The organism is Bradyrhizobium sp. I71 (genome assembly GCF_022354745.1).
Classification (GTDB): Bacteria; Pseudomonadota; Alphaproteobacteria; order Rhizobiales; family Xanthobacteraceae; genus Bradyrhizobium; species Bradyrhizobium liaoningense.
Window position 1 is genome coordinate 3,543,241 of the sequence record NZ_CP059398.1, and the last position, 16,191, is coordinate 3,559,431.

At 65.3% G+C, this 16,191-nt stretch carries 14 protein-coding genes and 1 tRNA gene; 13 read left to right on the forward strand and 2 right to left on the reverse strand.

Translation table 11 applies throughout. From position 1 onward, the window contains the following. Window positions 1-69: 69 nt before the first annotated feature. The 5 genes from FJV43_RS17190 (at window position 70) to FJV43_RS17210 (ending at window position 5,081) form a co-directional block, all read left to right on the forward strand. Window positions 70-816: a uroporphyrinogen-III synthase gene (locus tag FJV43_RS17190; protein WP_239628754.1), complete on the forward strand. Its 747-nt coding sequence runs from the start codon at window positions 70-72 to the stop codon at window positions 814-816. Between the two features lie 64 nt (window positions 817-880). Further along, window positions 881-2,119 (forward strand): hypothetical protein, encoded by a 1,239-nt coding sequence (locus FJV43_RS17195; RefSeq protein ID WP_239628756.1) that lies wholly within the window; start codon window positions 881-883, stop codon window positions 2,117-2,119. 36 nt (window positions 2,120-2,155) lie between these two features. Beyond that, window positions 2,156-3,916 (forward strand): heme biosynthesis HemY N-terminal domain-containing protein, encoded by a 1,761-nt coding sequence (locus FJV43_RS17200; protein WP_239628758.1) that lies wholly within the window; start codon window positions 2,156-2,158, stop codon window positions 3,914-3,916. 100 nt (window positions 3,917-4,016) lie between these two features. After that, a tRNA-Thr gene (locus FJV43_RS17205) sits at window positions 4,017-4,092 on the forward strand. Window positions 4,093-4,595: 503 nt separating this feature from the next. Next, entirely contained in the window at window positions 4,596-5,081 is a 486-nt protein-coding gene (locus FJV43_RS17210) for a hypothetical protein (RefSeq protein ID WP_239628761.1), read from the forward strand. Between the two features lie 250 nt (window positions 5,082-5,331). Here FJV43_RS17210 and FJV43_RS17215 read toward each other — a convergent pair whose 3' ends face one another. Next, entirely contained in the window at window positions 5,332-6,387 is a 1,056-nt protein-coding gene (locus FJV43_RS17215) for a polysaccharide deacetylase family protein (protein WP_239628763.1), read from the reverse strand. Between the two features lie 253 nt (window positions 6,388-6,640). Here FJV43_RS17215 and FJV43_RS17220 point away from each other — a divergent pair, with 253 nt between their 5' ends. Both FJV43_RS17220 and FJV43_RS17225 read left to right on the forward strand, forming a co-directional pair. After that, window positions 6,641-6,949: a hypothetical protein gene (locus tag FJV43_RS17220; protein WP_239628765.1), complete on the forward strand. Its 309-nt coding sequence runs from the start codon at window positions 6,641-6,643 to the stop codon at window positions 6,947-6,949. A gap of 172 nt (window positions 6,950-7,121) precedes the next feature. Further along, window positions 7,122-7,334, forward strand: coding sequence for a cysteine rich repeat-containing protein (locus FJV43_RS17225; protein ID WP_239628767.1), 213 nt, complete (start codon window positions 7,122-7,124; stop codon window positions 7,332-7,334). A 90-nt stretch (window positions 7,335-7,424) separates the two neighbouring features. Here the strand turns inward: FJV43_RS17225 and FJV43_RS17230 are convergent, their stop codons facing one another. Further along, window positions 7,425-9,113, reverse strand: coding sequence for an MFS transporter (locus tag FJV43_RS17230; protein ID WP_239628769.1), 1,689 nt, complete (start codon window positions 9,111-9,113; stop codon window positions 7,425-7,427). Between the two features lie 136 nt (window positions 9,114-9,249). On the opposite strand from FJV43_RS17230, the gene FJV43_RS17235 reads away from it, so the two are divergent. The 6 genes from FJV43_RS17235 (at window position 9,250) to FJV43_RS17260 (ending at window position 16,104) form a co-directional block, all read left to right on the forward strand. Continuing rightward, window positions 9,250-10,623, forward strand: a complete 1,374-nt coding sequence (locus tag FJV43_RS17235; RefSeq protein ID WP_239628770.1) for a hydrolase — start codon at window positions 9,250-9,252, stop codon at window positions 10,621-10,623. Window positions 10,624-10,657: 34 nt separating this feature from the next. Beyond that, a complete protein-coding gene (locus tag FJV43_RS17240; protein ID WP_239628772.1) occupies window positions 10,658-12,028 on the forward strand; it encodes a cytochrome P450 in 1,371 nt (456 codons plus the stop codon). A gap of 50 nt (window positions 12,029-12,078) precedes the next feature. Further along, a complete protein-coding gene (locus FJV43_RS17245) occupies window positions 12,079-13,488 on the forward strand; it encodes an adenylate/guanylate cyclase domain-containing protein (protein WP_239628773.1) in 1,410 nt (469 codons plus the stop codon). Between the two features lie 218 nt (window positions 13,489-13,706). Beyond that, complete coding sequence (locus FJV43_RS17250; RefSeq protein WP_194390730.1) at window positions 13,707-14,192, forward strand: TerB family tellurite resistance protein; 486 nt, start codon at window positions 13,707-13,709, stop codon at window positions 14,190-14,192. A 220-nt stretch (window positions 14,193-14,412) separates the two neighbouring features. After that, window positions 14,413-15,192 carry an SDR family oxidoreductase gene (locus FJV43_RS17255; protein WP_239628775.1) on the forward strand — a complete coding sequence of 260 codons (780 nt, stop codon included), beginning with the start codon at window positions 14,413-14,415 and terminating at the stop codon, window positions 15,190-15,192. A 117-nt stretch (window positions 15,193-15,309) separates the two neighbouring features. Continuing rightward, window positions 15,310-16,104, forward strand: a complete 795-nt coding sequence (locus FJV43_RS17260) for a glutamine amidotransferase (protein ID WP_239628777.1) — start codon at window positions 15,310-15,312, stop codon at window positions 16,102-16,104. Window positions 16,105-16,191: the final 87 nt, after the last annotated feature.

Below are 16,191 nucleotides of genomic sequence, written 5' to 3' on the forward strand. Positions count from 1 at the left end.
TTGCGCAATCGTCACGCGCAAACCGTCCTGGCCAATGCGCCACCGCCACGTGGTTCGGGAACACCAGCGATGTCCATTCTTGTCACACGGCCGCATCCCGACAATGAGGCGACGGCGGAAAGTCTGCGCGCGCGAGGGCATGCGGTGCTGCTCGCGCCGGTGCTCAAGTTCGAGCCGGTCGCCGTCCATGACGAGAGTGAAGGTCCCTACGGCGCCGTTCTCGTCACATCGGCCAACGCGATCCGCGCCGTCGCGCCGCAATTGCCGGAGCTCGGTCTCCTGAAGCTGCCTTTGTTCGCGGTCGGCGAGCATACGGCTGCTGCGGCGCGCGAGGCCGGCTTCGCCGAGGTGATCGTCGCCGGCGGCGATGCTGCTTCCTTGCGCGACAAGGTGATGCAAAGTGCGCGCGACAAGGTGCTGAAGAAGAAGAGCGCGCTGCTGTATCTCGCCGGCGCCGAGCTGTCGCGCGATCTCGGCGGCGAACTCGGTGCGGGGGGCTTTCGCGTCGTCACGCGGACCGCCTATCGCATGGCGCCGGTCAAGCATCTGCCGCGCGAGGTTTGCGAGGGTTTTGCCGCGCACGAGGTCGAGGCGGTGCTGCACTACTCCCGGCGCAGCGCACGCGCGTTCCTGGATGCGGCGCGGGACGAAGGCGTCGAAATCTCGGCGCTGGCCATACCGCATTGCTGCCTGTCCGAGACGGTTGCGAGCGTGCTGCGCGACGCCGGCGCATCACGGGTTCTGGTGGCCGCAACGCCGGACGAAAGTGCCCTATTCGACACCTTGGAGCGTGCGTTGCGCACCCGTTTGGCGTAAGAGGTCAGGCCGAATCCGACGCAATCTAGTTCACCCGGGTATGGAAGTGTGAGGAACCGTCACGATGGCCGACGACAAGCCTGAAGACGCTGGATTGGCGCCCGAGACGGGTCGTACCAAGCGCACCCCGCCCACCATCGATCTTGAGGCGACGGAAGTCTCGACCCAGCCGCAGCAGGTCGCGGATGAGCCCGAGGCGTCCGAGCATGTCGCGCAGGAGCAGGCCAGGTCCGAAGAACCCGGATCCGAGGAGGTCAAGGCCGAGCCTCAGTCCGAGCCTGCAGAGGAGCAGGTTTCCGTAGCGGCCGCACCCGTGTCGGCGCCGATTTCCCCCTGGGTCATCGCGCCGTTCTCCGGCGCCGTCGCAGCCGCGGTCGTGATCGCGGTGGGCTGGATGCTGGGCTGGCCCGCGGTGCAGGCGCCGCCGGCCGCGCCTGAGGTCACCCGTGCGACAATCGATGCACTGAGCGCACGCGTTGCTGCGGTCGAAGCCAAGGCCGGCAGGCCCGCAGCCGATCCGGCCATGGCGGCGCGGATCGACGCGCTGGAGAAATCCGCAAGCAGCCTGCGCAGCGACATGGCCAATCTGCGTGCGCAGTCCGACAAGACTGCGAGCGCTTTGAACGACGTGAAGGCTGCGTCGCCTGCTGCAGCGCCTGATCTTGCCGCTATCATCGACCGCATCGCCCAGCTCGAGCGCGTCGGCAAGACGGAGCGCGCCGAACTCGCGCGGCAGGGCGAGAAGATCGCCGAGGCCAGGACGATGGACGACAAGCCGCTCCGCCATGTGGTGGCGGCGTCCCTCCTCGACGTCGCCGTTCGCCACGGCGATCCCTATCAATCGCAATTGGCGGCGGCGCGGTCATTTGCGGCCAAGCCCGACATGCTGAAGCCGCTCGAGGCGTTTGCGTCGTCCGGCATCCCGACGCCGGCCGCGCTGAGCCGCGAGCTCCTCAACATCGTGCCGAAGCTGTCGCCGCCGGCGGAAGCTCCGTCGAGCGACGCCGGCATCGTCGAGCGTCTCCAGGCCGGCGCGTCAAAGCTCGTCCGCATCGAGCGTACCGACGGGGTCGGCAACGATCGCGGTGCCATCGTTGCGCGCGTGACCGCGGCGGCGCTTCGCAACGATTTCGTGGAAGCGCGGCGCGAGCTGAAGACTCTGCCCGAGGCCGATCGTGCCCCGGCGCAGGCCTGGCTCGACAAGACCGATGCCCGCGAAGCCGCGCTCGCCGCGTCCCGCAAGTTCGCCGACGATGCCATGGCGGATCTCGCCAAATCTGATCCGGTCAAGCCTCTTCAGTAAAAGTTCGCGCAACAATCGGCGCGTATAGGGATCGCCATGCTTCGCATCGTCCTCTTTCTTGTCCTGATCGCACTGGCGGCGGCCGGCGCGGCCTGGGTTGCCGATCAGCCCGGCGATCTCGTGCTGACCGCGGCTGGTTTCCGCATCTCGACGACGCTTCCCAGGTTCGTTCTCTTGCTTGGCCTGTTTGCCGTGGCCGTCGTGCTGGTCTGGAGCATCCTGACCACGATTTGGCGCACGCCGGGGCGTCTGCGCCGCCGTCGCCACGAAAAGCGCCAGGCCCGCGGCCGCCACGCCATCACCCACGGCCTGCTCGCGATCGGTCATGGCGATTCCGCGCTGGCCCGCCGTCACGCCGATGCGGCGCGGCGGCATGCGCCGAACGATCCGCTCGCTCTGCTGCTGCACGCGCAGTCGGCCCAGCTCGAAGGCAATCGCGACGAGGCGCAGCGCGTCTTCCGCGTCATGGCCGAGCGCGAGGACACGCGGCTGCTCGGCCTGCGCGGCCTGTTCATCGAGGCGCAGCGCGCCGACGATGCGGTCGGCGCGGTGATGATCGCGGAGGAAGCGATCAAGCTGTCGCCGTCCTCGACCTGGGCTTCGCATGCGGTGCTCGGCTTCCGTTGCGCGCGCGGCGACTGGAGCGGGGCACTCGCGATCCTCGACTCGAATCTGCGCGCGGGGCAGATCGACAGGCAGACCTATCGCCGGCAGCGCGGCGTCCTACTCACCGCGCGCGCGCTGGAATTGCAAACGATGGACCGCGACGTCGCGCGCGAGAGCGCGATGGAGGCGGTCAAGCTCGCACCGACCCTGGTGCCGGCGGCGGTGCTCGCGGCAAAATTCGAGAGCGAGGCGCATCAGGTGCGCCGCGCCATGAAGCTGGTGGAAGCCGCCTGGCTCGCCAATCCGCATCCCGATCTCGCGGACGCCTATGCGCATGTGAAGCTCGGCGATACCGCATGGCACCGCCTACAGCGGGTGGAGACCCTCGCCGCCAAGACGCCCGCCGACAAGCCCGGTCATGTCGAAGGGCAGCTCGCGATCGCGCGCGCTGCGATCGACGCCTCGGAGTTCGCCCGCGCGCGCGAGGCGCTCACGCCTTATCTCAAGGATCCGACCCAGCGCGTCGCGCTGCTGATGGCCGAGCTCGAGCGCACCGAGCATGGTGACGGCGGCCGCGCCCGCGCCTGGACCTTGCGCGCGGTGCGCGCCCGCCTCGATCCCGCCTGGACCGCGGACGGCTATGTCAGCGACCGCTGGCGTCCGGTCTCCCCGGTCACCGGCCGCCTCGATGCGTTCCAGTGGCAGACGCCGGTCGCGAGCCTGCCGTCGGACAAGGGCCCCACGCTCGAATCCTCGGCCTTCGAGGAAGCCATGCTGGCCGCTCCGCCGCCGAAGCGGGTGGCCGCCGCTCCCAGCGAAGCTCCGGTGGAACCGCCGGTGACGGCCCCGGTGTCAGCGCCGGCCGCCCAGGACAATTCGCCGCCTCAGGCCCAGGAGGTTGCCGGGGAATCCGCGAAGGAGGAGCCGGTGGTCACGCCCTCCGAGCCCGCGAATCCGGCTCCGGCGCCCGCCGAATCATCGCCGCTGGCGGCGACGCCGGTGTTCCGAACCCGGGCCGACCTCGGCAAGCCGGCATCGGCGCCGGTCGAGGCCGTCATCCCGATCGTCCGTGCGCCGGATGATCCCGGAATCGACGACGACGGCCCGAGCGATGAATTTACGGAACAAATCGGCACGCCGAAGGCCCAGGCCGGCGGCTGGCGCGGATTCTGGTCCCGCTGGGGCGCGTGAGGCGCATTTCAGACCCGGCTTGTCCTTGCCAATTCGGGCCATGCCCGATATCAGGAGCGCACGTATCGGGACCGGCATTGCCGAGGTCCCGGCAGGGTTCGCCGCAATAGCTCAGTCGGTAGAGCACGTCATTCGTAATGACGGGGTCGGGGGTTCGAATCCCTCTTGCGGCACCAGCCTTTTCAAGCACTTAGCTTGCATCAACACATTCGCTGCCTTGCGATAGGTACGTTAGAGGTACGCTTGGCCGTACTCTGTTGGCCGCTTGTAATTCTAGCGATGATAATTTTGGATGATGGTTTTGCGTTTGATGGTGAGACCACAGTGGATGTTGCCATGTTGGCAACAACGAGTGCTTTACAGAATAATCTGTACGCCTAGTGTACAGCGAGGCTTAGGACGAATCGTCCTAATGCAAAAAACAAACGGCCCGAAGGATTTCTCCAACGAGCCGTTTGCTGGTCCCGTCAGGTTACTGACGCGGATCGCCACGGGCGAGCGGAGCCGGATCGGACTTGGCAGTTGACCGGCTCTGCCGCCACGAATGCGAATCGGGGTTGCCGACTCGCCTATGGACTCTCCGGGAGAAGGGTCCCGGTTTCAAGGGATTGCGAGCAGTTCCCCACGATTTACCACTCAATAATGGGTGCCGAGTGCCCGGGAGCGGGGTTGCAATTTTATGGCTGGATCAGACGCGTCGTTGTGGCCCGTGGTGGTCGGCGGGCTTTTGACTCTAGCGGGCACCGCTGCCGGTTCGGTGGTGACGATCGTTCGCGATGTCGCGCAACAACGGCGAGATGCGAAGAAACGACGCGCGGATAAGCTCGAAGAACTGGTTGCGGCCGTTTATGATTTTAACCATTGGCTGGAATGCGAGCGAAATCGTAAAGTGTACGGCGAAGACATCCCGGCGACAATGACGCCCTTCGCTAAGGTGCAATCCATTACTTCGATCTATTTTCCGCGCTTCTCCAATTTGGTCACGGACTTGGACGTCGCTGCAAGTCAGCTGGAGGTTTGGATTGCTAAAGGCGCGCACAAGCGGCTCAACAAAGACGTCGCCAGCTTAAACGACGGGTGGCCGGAGGTGTACCACCCCTATATGGAGAAGCGCGAGATTTTGCTCTCGGCACTTGGGAAGTATGCGCGCGAAGGACTGCGATAGCCCAAATTCCGGAATTTTCTACGCGATGCCAGAAGGGGTATCACCCAATGCGCCGGGCCAAAGTTATGGCCTTCCCCCGAGTGGCTCTGCGTGGATTTGTTCCCGGCTGTACGTGATCACAATTTCCGTGGGTGATGACGGCTGCTTCGCGCCAGCCAGGATCGTCGCATTTTCGATCTTGGCCCCGAAAACGTGAATGGCCGGGACGGACCCGGCCATGATGCAGGAATCTGGATTCGACTGATCGAGCCTACTGCGACACCGTCTGCACGACACTCGAAATCGGGCGTGCGTTCGTGCCGGCGGTCGGCACCTTCATGTCCTTCATCAGCGCCTCGTCATATTCCGGCAGCGTCTGGAGCGTCGCCTTGGCCTTCATCTGCACGACCTTGTAGCCGCCGGCCTTGAGCCGCGCGAGCAGCGCCGGCATGGCTTCGCCGGTGTGCTTCTGGAAATCGTGCATCAGGATGATGCCCTTGCCGAGCTTGTCGAGCCTGGTCATCACGGTCTCGACGATCTTCTCGGGCGTCGCACCTTTCCTGAAGTCGAAGGAGTCGATGTCGGTCGAGAACATCGCGACGTTGCGGGTGCCGAAATAGGTCACCATCGCGGGATTGTGCTGAAGCTGCGGGAAGCGGAAGAACGGCGCCGGGTTGGTGCCGAGCGCGAATCTCACCGCGCTGAAGCCCTTCTCGACCTCGTCCTTGACCTGCTGCTCGGTCATCTTCTTGCTGTTGAGGTTGACGTGCGACCAGGTGTGCGTGCCGACCGTGTGGCCCTGGGCCAGCACCTGTTTCAGGATTTCCGGATGATAGGTCGCGTGTTTGCCGACCGAGAAGAACAGGCCCTTGGTGCATTCATCGGCGAGCGCCTTCAGCACGGCGGGCGTGTTGACCGGCCACGGACCGTCGTCGAAGGTCAGCACGACCTCCTTGTCGGTCAGGAAGTCGAACTGCTTGAAGTGCTCGAAGCCGAAGCCGGGACCGCCCGTGGTGTCGATCTCGACGACGCGGGACACACCCAGCGCGTTCGGATTGGCGCAGGCCTGTCTCGGCTGCATCGGCATGACCGGTGCGGACGCGGGTGCCGGAGCGGCTGCCGTGGGCTTGGCCGCGATCGTCGCGGTGGTCTCGACGTCATCCTTGGCGGCGAGCTTCGCCTGTGCCGGCAGTTGATCGGCGGCACGAGCGGCAACTGTCTTGGGAGCGCCCTGGTCGGCGCGCGCGGAATAATAGAACCAACCGCCGGCGGCGATCACGACCGCCGCAACTACACTGGCCAGCATGAGGCCCAACGCATTACGCATCGCTACTCTTTCCAATTACGCAACCAAACCAGCGGAATTTTCCGCGCGACCAGCCATTAATGCGAAGTAAGAGTTAACGCGACACCAACACGACGGCGGCTGTGGAGGAATTTCAACGGGGTGCGCCAAAGTGACCGAGATCACAGATGATGGGTCTCCCGTGAGCGTCATCACAGTGGAAACGGTTTTGCCGGAGCATCGTGGCTCCCATCAACAACCGGCCCGCTTTGCGCGGAGCCAATGGGAGCTTCAAATGACCAGGTCTCTGAACACCAAGTCGTTTACCAGCAAGATCCGCGACACCAGCCTGGCGCTGGGCTTTGCCGCCATCGTCTCGATCGCCTCGACGAGCTCGAGCCTCGCCTTCTCGGCCGAGGCGCAGCAGATGTGCACCGGCGATGCCTTCCGCCTGTGCTCGGCGGAAATCCCCAACATCCCGAAGATCACGGCGTGCATGATCAAGCATCGCTCGGACCTGAGCGCCGGCTGCCGCGCGGTGATGGACAAGAACCTCGCCAAGGGCGCCTCGCGCAAGGTCGCTGACGCCCAGGACAAGCAGTAAGAGCGCGCAACCGAGATCGTTGCGTCGGTCAGCTCCCCTCGCGATGTGCCCCGGCGTCAAGCCGAAGCCCCCCGCGGCGGCGCTCGTCCCGCTCGGCCACAAAGCCGTTGCAGCCCCGGGATCGTCGCACTAGCTTCGCCCGCACATCTTTCCGGGTAAGAGGCATTACGCGATGACCAGATTTCTTTTCATCATCCCTTTGCTCATGTTCGCATCGGGCGCGTCGGCGCAGCAGCTGGGCCAGGACGCTTGCGCGCGTGACGTCACGCGCTTCTGCCGCGCCGTCATGAACAATGGCGATGGTGCCGTACTCGCTTGCCTGAAGCAGCACCGCACCCGCCTCAGCAAGGCCTGCGACAAGGTGCTGACGGATCACGGGCAGTGATGATTCCCGTAGCCCGGACGAGCACAGCGATATCCGGGACGCTTGGCCCCGCCTGTCGCTTCGCTCATACGGGCTACGGTCTGAAAGAGGCTACGTGCTGCTGCCTGCAGCGGTCGCAACCACCGGCAGCACCTCGCCATCGGCGCGGTCCGGCGTCTCGTCCTTCCACCGCACCGAGCCGAACGGGCGCTCGAGCATGCGGCGGATCCGCACCGGCTCGGGGCCGATGTGGAAGTCGATCGCCTGCTGATGCAGCGCGCGTTCGGACTGGGTCGAGCGGTTGCGCTGGCGCAGGTAATCGAACCAGGTCGGGCAGTGATAGCGCTCGGTCCATAGTTCGGGATCGGCAATGTCGCGCGCGATCGACCAGCCATAGGCGCCGTTGCGCTGGCGCGAGAGCTGCACGTCCTGCATCACGTTGTGGAACGCGCGCGCGTTCTCCTGGGCGACCCGGTATTCGATCTCGACCACCAGCGGTCCGCTGCGTCCGGTCAGCGACAGCTTCACCTCGGGATCGGCCAGCACGTCCGCATCCTCGTTGCGCGCGCCGACGCGCGGCATCGTGAGCCAGATGCCGAGCAACGGCGAGATCAGCATCAGGCCTGCCGCCGTCAGCAATGCGATCTCGACGCCGGCATAGTCGGTGAGACGGCCCCAGCCCCAGGCGCCGATCGCGATGCCGCCGGAGATCGAGGCCTGGAACGCCGCGAGCGAGCGGCCCGCGACCCAGCGCGGTGCCGACAGCTGCACGCCGATGTTGAACAGCGCGATCGCAGCCATCCAGACCGCCCCGGCCAGCACCAGCGCAGTCGCCGTCAGCACCGGCTCGCTGCTGACCGCGAGGGCGGCCATCGCGAATGCCATCGAGATGGTGCAGGCGCGGATCGCGGCCTCGCCGCTCATGCGCTTGCGCAATTCGTGGATGTTGAGTGCGCCGATCACCGCGCCCATGCCGAAGGCGCCGAGCATGATGCCGTAGGTCTGCGCGCCGCCATGCAGGAGGTCGCGCGCGACCAGCGGCATCAGCGCCATCACGGCGCCGCCGATCAGGCCCATCACCAGCGTGCGCAACAGCACGATCTTGATCGGCGGCGAATTGGTGATGTAGCGCACGCCCGAGACCATGGCGCGGTTGAGCTTTTCCCGCGGCAGGCGCGAGGGCTCGGTGCTGCGGCGCCAGAGCAGCAGCACGACCAGCAGCGGCAGATAGAGGATGGCATTGCAGGCGAACGCGGCCACGGCGCCGAGCGCAGCGACGATGACGCCGCCGACCGCAGGACCGAAGCTGCGCGCGATGTTGTAGCTGATGCCGTTGAGCGCCACCGCGGACGCCAATGCCTCAGGCGGCACCTGTTCGCTGACCGAGGACTGCCAGGCCGGGCCGAACAGCGCATTGCCGCTGCCGACGACGAAGCAGAAGACGAGCAGCAATTCGGGGGTGATCAGGTTGAGGCCGGCCAGAACGGTGAGCGCGCTCGCGCCGATCAGCGCGATCGACAGCGAGACCAGGGTGACGATGCGGCGGTCATACATGTCGGCGATGGCGCCGGCGGGCATCGAGATCAACATGATCGGCAGCATCAGTGCGGTCTGCACCAGTGCCACCTTGTCGGCCGAGGCGGCCATCTGCGTCATCGCCCAGGCTGCGCCTACGCCCTGGATCAGGAGGCCGAGATTGGAGAGCAGGCTGGCGAGCCAGATGCGCCGGAACAATGTGTACCGCAGCGGGGCGGTGATGCCGTCGCCGGCAAATGTCTGGCGTTTCGTCTGCTCGGTCATATCCCCTTCCATATCGGGTGTCAGAACTAGCTTCAGCGATTCCGATCGGATCACTGATGCCTGCGAAAGTCCTTCGCTGTCCAGTGGTTAGGCAGGTATAAGCGGTGCAAAGGCATGGTTTTGCCGGGAGGAACAGATGAGGCTGTCGCGACGGACGATCCTGCTGGGAGCCGGCAGCCTGCCTTTCGCGGTTGCGAGCATGCGGGCCGGCGCGATCGCCCAAACCGCACCTGGCGTCCCGCCGAGCACCGAGGTGCCGCCGATCCTGTTCGTCCACGGCAATGGCGATTACGACGCGCTCTGGATGACGACCTTGTGGCGGATGGAATCAAACGGCATCGCCCGCGAGCGCATGATGGCGATCAATTTCACCGATCCCCTGGCGCGCAGCGATGACAAGGTCGAGCAGGCGAACCGCTCCTCGACCGAGGACCAGCGCCGCGAGCTCGCCGCTGCCGTCACTGAATTGAAGCGCCGGACCGGTGCGGCGCGGGTGGCCCTGGTCGGCAGCTCGCGCGGCGGCTATGCGATCCGCAACGTCATCAGGAACGGCGGCGCTGGCGATGTCAGCCACGCCGTCCTGTGCGGCACGCCCAACCACGGCGTGTTCGCGACCGATGACCAGCCGAACAACGAATTCAACGGCCGCGGCGTATTCCTGCGCGGCCTGAACGAGGGCGAGAGCGAGGTGACCCCGGGTGTTGCCTTCCTCACCCTGCGCAGCGACGGCATGGACAAATATGCGCAAGCCGACGGCCGCTTCATCGGCAAGCCTGGCACGCCGACCGGTGTGACCGCCGAGGGGCCCGAGCTGAAGGGCGCCACCAACCTCGCGCTCGGCGCGCTCGATCATCGCGAGGTGGCGTTTCACCCTCGCGCCTTCCGCGAGATCTACAAGTTCATCGCCGGCCGGGAGCCCGCCCGCATCGCGATCGCGCCGGAGACCGGCGTAAAGCTGAGCGGGCTTGTCACGGGAATGCCAGGCGGTGTGCCGACCAATCGTCCGGTCGCGGGTGCAACCGTCGATGTCTTCCGTGTCGATCCCAATACCGGGGAGCGCAAGGGTGGTGCGTTGCACAGCGCAAAGACCGCCGCCGACGGCCGCTGGGGGCCGGCGCAGGTCGATCCGGTCTGGTCGCTCGAATTCGTTCTGACTTCGCCGGATGCGCCGACGACGCACATCTACCGCTCTCCGTTCCCGCGCTCGTCAGACGTCGTGCACCTGCGGTCTGCGCGACCGCTCGGACCGGCAGACAAGGACGCAGGGGCGGTCGTGATCATGTCGCGGCCGCGCGGCTATTTCGGCCTGCCGCGGGACGTGGTTCTGTTCGATGGCAAGGAGCCGGCCGACGTCAAGCAGGGCGTGCCCACGGATGCGGCAGCAACCCTGCGGCTTCCGGCCAGCGAGATCGGGCGTAACATCGTGGCCCAATTCGGCGAAGAACGGATCGTGGCGCGCGCCTGGCCTGCCGCCGAGAACAGGATTGCGATCGCCGAGCTGACTTATTAGCTGTTTAGCTGCGTCACATCTGCGGGAGAGAGCCATGAATTTCGCCAGCGTGCGTCGGCCCATCGTCCCTCCGGCTCCTCCGCGTGCGCCCGACGACATGTCGTTCTTCGGCCGTCTCGCGGTGGTCCGGCAGAACATGATCGCGACCTGGGGGCAGCGCGCCTATGAGGAAGAGGTCATCCCGGGCCGCTTCTTTTTCCGCAACAGTTTCATCCTGAACCAGCCGGACGCGATCCGGCACGTTCTGCTCAGCAACTACGAGAACTATACGCGCACGCCGGCCGGCATCCGCATGCTGCGCCCGGTGCTCGGCGACGGCCTTCTGATCGCGGAAGGTCATTCCTGGACATTTCAGCGCCGCACGCTCGCGCCGGCCTTCACGCCGCGCGCCACCGCAAATCTCGTCCCCCACATGACGGCGGTGCTCGACGAGACCATCGTGAAGCTCGATGCGCAAACGGGCGAGCCGGTCGATCTGCGCGAGATCATGCAGCGCATGACGCTCGAGATCGCCGGGCGCACCATGTTTTCGTTCGGCATGGACCGGTATGGCGCGACCTTGCGCAACTTCATCATGGAATATGCCGCGCGGTTGGGGCGTCCGTATCTCCTCGACATGGTGCTGCCGGTGTCCTGGCCGAGCCCGATGGATTTCGCCCGCGCGCGCTTCCGCAGGCGCTGGACCGAATTCGTCGCGATGCTGATCGCGGAACGGCGTACGGCCGGCAAGAAGGAGGGCGCGCCGCCGCGCGACCTGTTCGATCTCATGGACGAGGCGCGTGATCCCGAAACCGGCAAGGGCTTCTCGGACGAGCAACTCGTGGACGAGGTCGCGACCATGATCCTGGCCGGTCACGAGACCACGGCGACGGCGCTGTTCTGGGCGCTCTATCTGCTCGCGCTCGATCCCGATACGCAGGAGGAGGTGGCGTCCGAGACCCGCGGCGAGCATCTCGACAGCATGGCCGATATCGATCGCCAGAAATTCACCCGCGCCGTGATCGACGAGACCATGCGGCTCTATCCGCCGGCCTTCCTGGTCGCGCGGGCCGCGCGCGAGAAGGACAACGCGGCCGGTGTCGGGATCGGCAAGGGCGACATCATCATGATTGCGCCCTGGCTGCTGCACCGGCACGAGAAGCTGTGGGATCAGCCGAACGCGTTCGTTCCAAAGCGCTTCATGTCGAAGGAGGCGCCTGACCGTTTTGCCTACCTGCCGTTCGGCGCAGGTCCGCGCGTTTGCATCGGCGCGCCGTTTGCACAGGCCGAATCCGTGCTGGCCCTGGCCCGGCTGATCGGCGCATTCCGTGTCGAGCTTGCCGACCCGGCGAATCCCGTGATCCCGCTCGGCGTCGTCACCACCCAGCCGGACCACTCACCCATGTTCCGCATCACGCGTCGGTGACAGGCGCTCGTCTGGCCGATGGCGTGATCCACCCTAGATAGAGTCCCGCCATGAGCGACATCCAGGCCCAGTTTTCCGTTCTAAAGCAGACGGCCGATCCCGTTGTGGTGGAGGCCATCGCGCAGCTGATCGCCAACGGTCACGATCGCGATCTCAACCGGATCAATGCGCTGGATTTTGCCAACCGTACCGGGCTCGATCAGGAGAAGGTCATTTCCGGCTTCCTGCACGCTTCGCGGCTCGGCCTGTTCGACATGAGCTGGAACGTGCTGTGTCCCGGCTGCGGAGGTGTGCTGGGGGCGCACGCCACGTTGAAGTCGTTGAAGCACGACGACTACAATTGCGCGCTCTGCGCCGCCGGATACGAGGCCTCGGTAGACGAGATGGTCGAGGTGGCCTTCACCGTCAGTCCGCGGGTCCGCCGCATCGGTGCTCATGACCCCGACACGTTGCCGATCTGGGAATATGTGCGGCAGATGTTCTGGAGCTCAGGCGTCGACATCAACGATGAATCGTTTTCCCGCCTGATCAACGAGGTGACACTCGAAGCCCTCGAATTGCCCGCCGGCGAGAAGGCGATCCTCTCGCTCAATTTGCCCAGCCAGTTCATCATCGTGTTCGAGCCGGTTACCCACTCCGCCCATTTCCTGGACGTTCAGGGCGAACCGACGAGCGAGCGTCAGCAGCTGTCGATCATGTTCAACAAGCTGGAGGCGCCGACGGGGACCACCGTGATGCGCCCCGGACCGTTGCGTCTCATGCTCGAGAACCAATCGGACAATCGCGTGTTGCCTTCGGTCTGGATTGCCGACCACGCGTTGCACGAGATGATCGGCAAGCGCAAGCCGATCCTGACGGCCAAGCGGATGCTGTCCAACCAAACGTTCCGCGACGTCTTCAAGGCCGACAACCTCAATGTCGACCAGCGGCTGAAGATCACGTCCCTGACGTTCCTGTTCACCGACCTGAAGGGCTCGACAGCGCTGTATGAGCGGGTCGGCGACCTCAACGCCTTCGATCTCGTGCGGGCGCACTTTCGCGCGCTGCTGGAGATCATCGCCGCCGAGAAGGGGGCGGTCGTGAAGACGATCGGCGATGCCGTGATGGCGACCTTCGTCAGGCCCGAGCACGCCATCACCGCGGGACTGCGCATGCGCGCGGCGATGGACGAATTGAACAAGCAGCGCGGCGCCAACGACCTCGTTCTCAAGATCGGTATCCACGAAGGGCCGTGCCTCGCGGTCATGCTCAACGAGCGGCAGGATTATTTCGGTCAGACCGTCAATATCGCCGCGCGCGTGCAGAGCCTGTCGACTGCGCAGGAGATCCACATCACCGGTCCGGTGCTGGACGCTCCCGCGGTCGCCGAGGTGCTGGAGCGGCGCGCGATCAAGCCGATCCAGAAACAGGCAGCGCTCCGCGGCATCGCCGACAAGATGGTGGTCTACGAGATCCCGTGAGTTCGGATCGTCATTCCGGGGCGATGCGTTAGCATCGAACCCGGAATCTCGAGATTCCGGGTTCGCGCTTTGCGCGCCCCAGAATGACGATGAAGAGATTGCCGAAACGTAATGCAGCGCGCGGAACTGACGCACATTGCGCCCGTTGAGTTTCCCTCTCATATAATGCTGGTAACAGCCGCGCTCCTTGCGGCTGTCATCGATCTCGGTAGGACCTTATGCTCGACGGCTTACGTCAATTCATCGCCGACATTGTCGGTCCTCAAGCCTCGGACCGCGCATTCGGCGACAGCGATTATCGGCTGGCGGCCACTGCACTGCTGGTCCACGTGGTCTCGTTGGACGGCCAGCCGAGCGCGGCCGAGCAGCGCAAGCTGCACAGCCTGATCGAAAGCCATTTCGGGCTCGATCGCGGCACTGCGGATCGTCTGATCGCGGACGCCACCCAGGTCGAGGGCGAGGCGGTGGACCTTTATCACTTCACCAGCGTCATCATGCGCTCGCTCGACGAAGAGGGCCGCAAGCGCATCGTCCGGATGATGTGGGAGCTGGTCTATGCCGACGGCCAAGTCAGCGAGTTCGAAGACAATGTCGTCTGGCGTGCTTCCGACCTGCTCGGGATTTCCCAGCGCGACCGGATCGAGCTGAAGCACGCGGTCGCGGAGCGTGCCGGTGGTCAGCTCAAGGATAGCGCCGTCGGTTGACGGCACTACTCGGCGGATCGCGGCCCGCGTGGGCACATGACGAAAGTTTAATATGTTCGTCGCCTGCGCCGAATACGCCTGCAAATCAACGGCTTCTCTGCATTGCCGGTCGTTCTGCTCAAGCGGCCATGCTGCCGGTGCCGCTTGCCTGTTGCGCACGGCCTATGCTCTCGTTCCGCCGTTGCGGGGTTAAAATAGTTGAATTCAAGAGACTTCGATCGTGGCTGAGCGGGTGACGTTGATTACTGGTGCTTCGGCGGGCATCGGGATGGAGCTGGCGCGTGTGTTTGCCGCCAATGGACACCGCCTCGCATTGACCGCGAGACGGGCGGATCGGCTCGAAACGCTCGCGAACGAGCTCGCTGCCAAGGGCGGCAAGAAGCCGATCGTGATCGCCTGCGATCTCGAGAAAGCGGATGCCGGCGAGACGATCGCGGCAGCCCTTGCAGCCGAAGGCGTCGAGCTCGACCATCTCGTCAACAATGCCGGCTTCGGCGTGTTCGGCGATGCCATCGAGCGCGATCGCGTCGAGCAGCTCGGCATCGTCGATGTCAACATCCGGGCCCTGACGGATCTGTCGCTGCGCTTTGCCGATCAGCTGATCAGGAACAAGGGCGGCCTTCTCAATGTCGGCTCCGTCGCCGGCTTTCTGCCCGGTCCCGGCATGGCCGTGTACTACGCGTCCAAGGCCTATGTGATCTCCTTCACCGAAGCGTTGCGGGCGGAGCTTGCACCGCTCGGCGTCCGCGTCACCGTGCTTTGCCCGGGCCCGGTGCCGACCGAATTCCAGGCCCGCGCCGGCGTTGGGTCCGGACATGATACGGCCGTTCTCAACGTCTCCGCGACCAAAGTTGCGCGGGAGGCATATCGTGGCCTGATGGCCAACAAGCGGGCAGTGCTGCCTGGTCTCGGTATCAAGATTGTGCCGTTCGCGCTGCGTTTCTTCCCGCGCGGCTTCATCCTTGCGGCGACCAGCCGGTTTCAAAGGCACAGGCACTAGAGGCCCCGTAGTGGCCCGGAGTTTGCTTCAGTATCGCGCGTATGTGCGCGAACTCACACGATGTTAACCATCGCTTAGCTATGCTGGCGGTCTGAACCGATAGCACTCGCAGAGGCCATGTCGTTCCGGACGGACAGGTTTGGTGGCGCAGAGGTGGTGGCCTTCCCACGGAAGGCGCCGGGCGCCGCCGCCTCTGAAGGCCGGTTGCCGGTTTTGATCGTCCTGCATCAGGAGTGCTCGACCCCGGGCCGGGTCGGCAATGCGCTGCGCGCGCTCGGTCATCGCCTCGATATCCGCCGTCCGCGCTTCGGCGATCCGTTGCCCGAGACGCTCGATCGGCATGCCGGCGCCGTGATCTTCGGCGGCCCGATGAGTGCCAACGATCCCGATGACTACATCCGCCGCGAGATCGACTGGATCGAAATTCCGCTCCGCGAGCAGCGGCCGTTCCTCGGCATCTGCCTGGGTGCGCAGATGCTGGCGATGCAGCTCGGGGCGCGCGTCGCCCCCCATGCGGAGGCGCTGACGCAGATCGGGTATTACCCGATCAGGCCGACCGCTGCGGGCCGTGCGCTCTGCCCGCACTGGCCGGCGCAGGTCTATCACTGGCATCGCGAGGGATTTGAGTTGCCGGTTGGCGCCGAATTGCTCGCCGAAGGCGATGACTTTCCGGTGCAGGCGTTCCGTACCGGCAATGCTTTCGGCGTGCAGTTCCACCCCGATGTGACCTACGCGATGATGCATCGCTGGACCACGCGCGGCTATGACGGCTTCAGCGCGCCCGGTGCGCGGCAGCGGCATCATCACTTCGCGGATCGTGCCGTCTACGATGTCGCGGAGCGCGCCTGGCTCGATCACTTCATCGACGGCTGGCTCGCACGCCGGCCGGTGCTGGCGCAAGCCGCCGAGTGATCGCGTCTTCGCGCAAGTCTTTTCGCGCCTTCGCGCAAGTCCTTGCCTCTTCCCTGGATATGCTAGGCTCTCCGCAAACGAGCACGC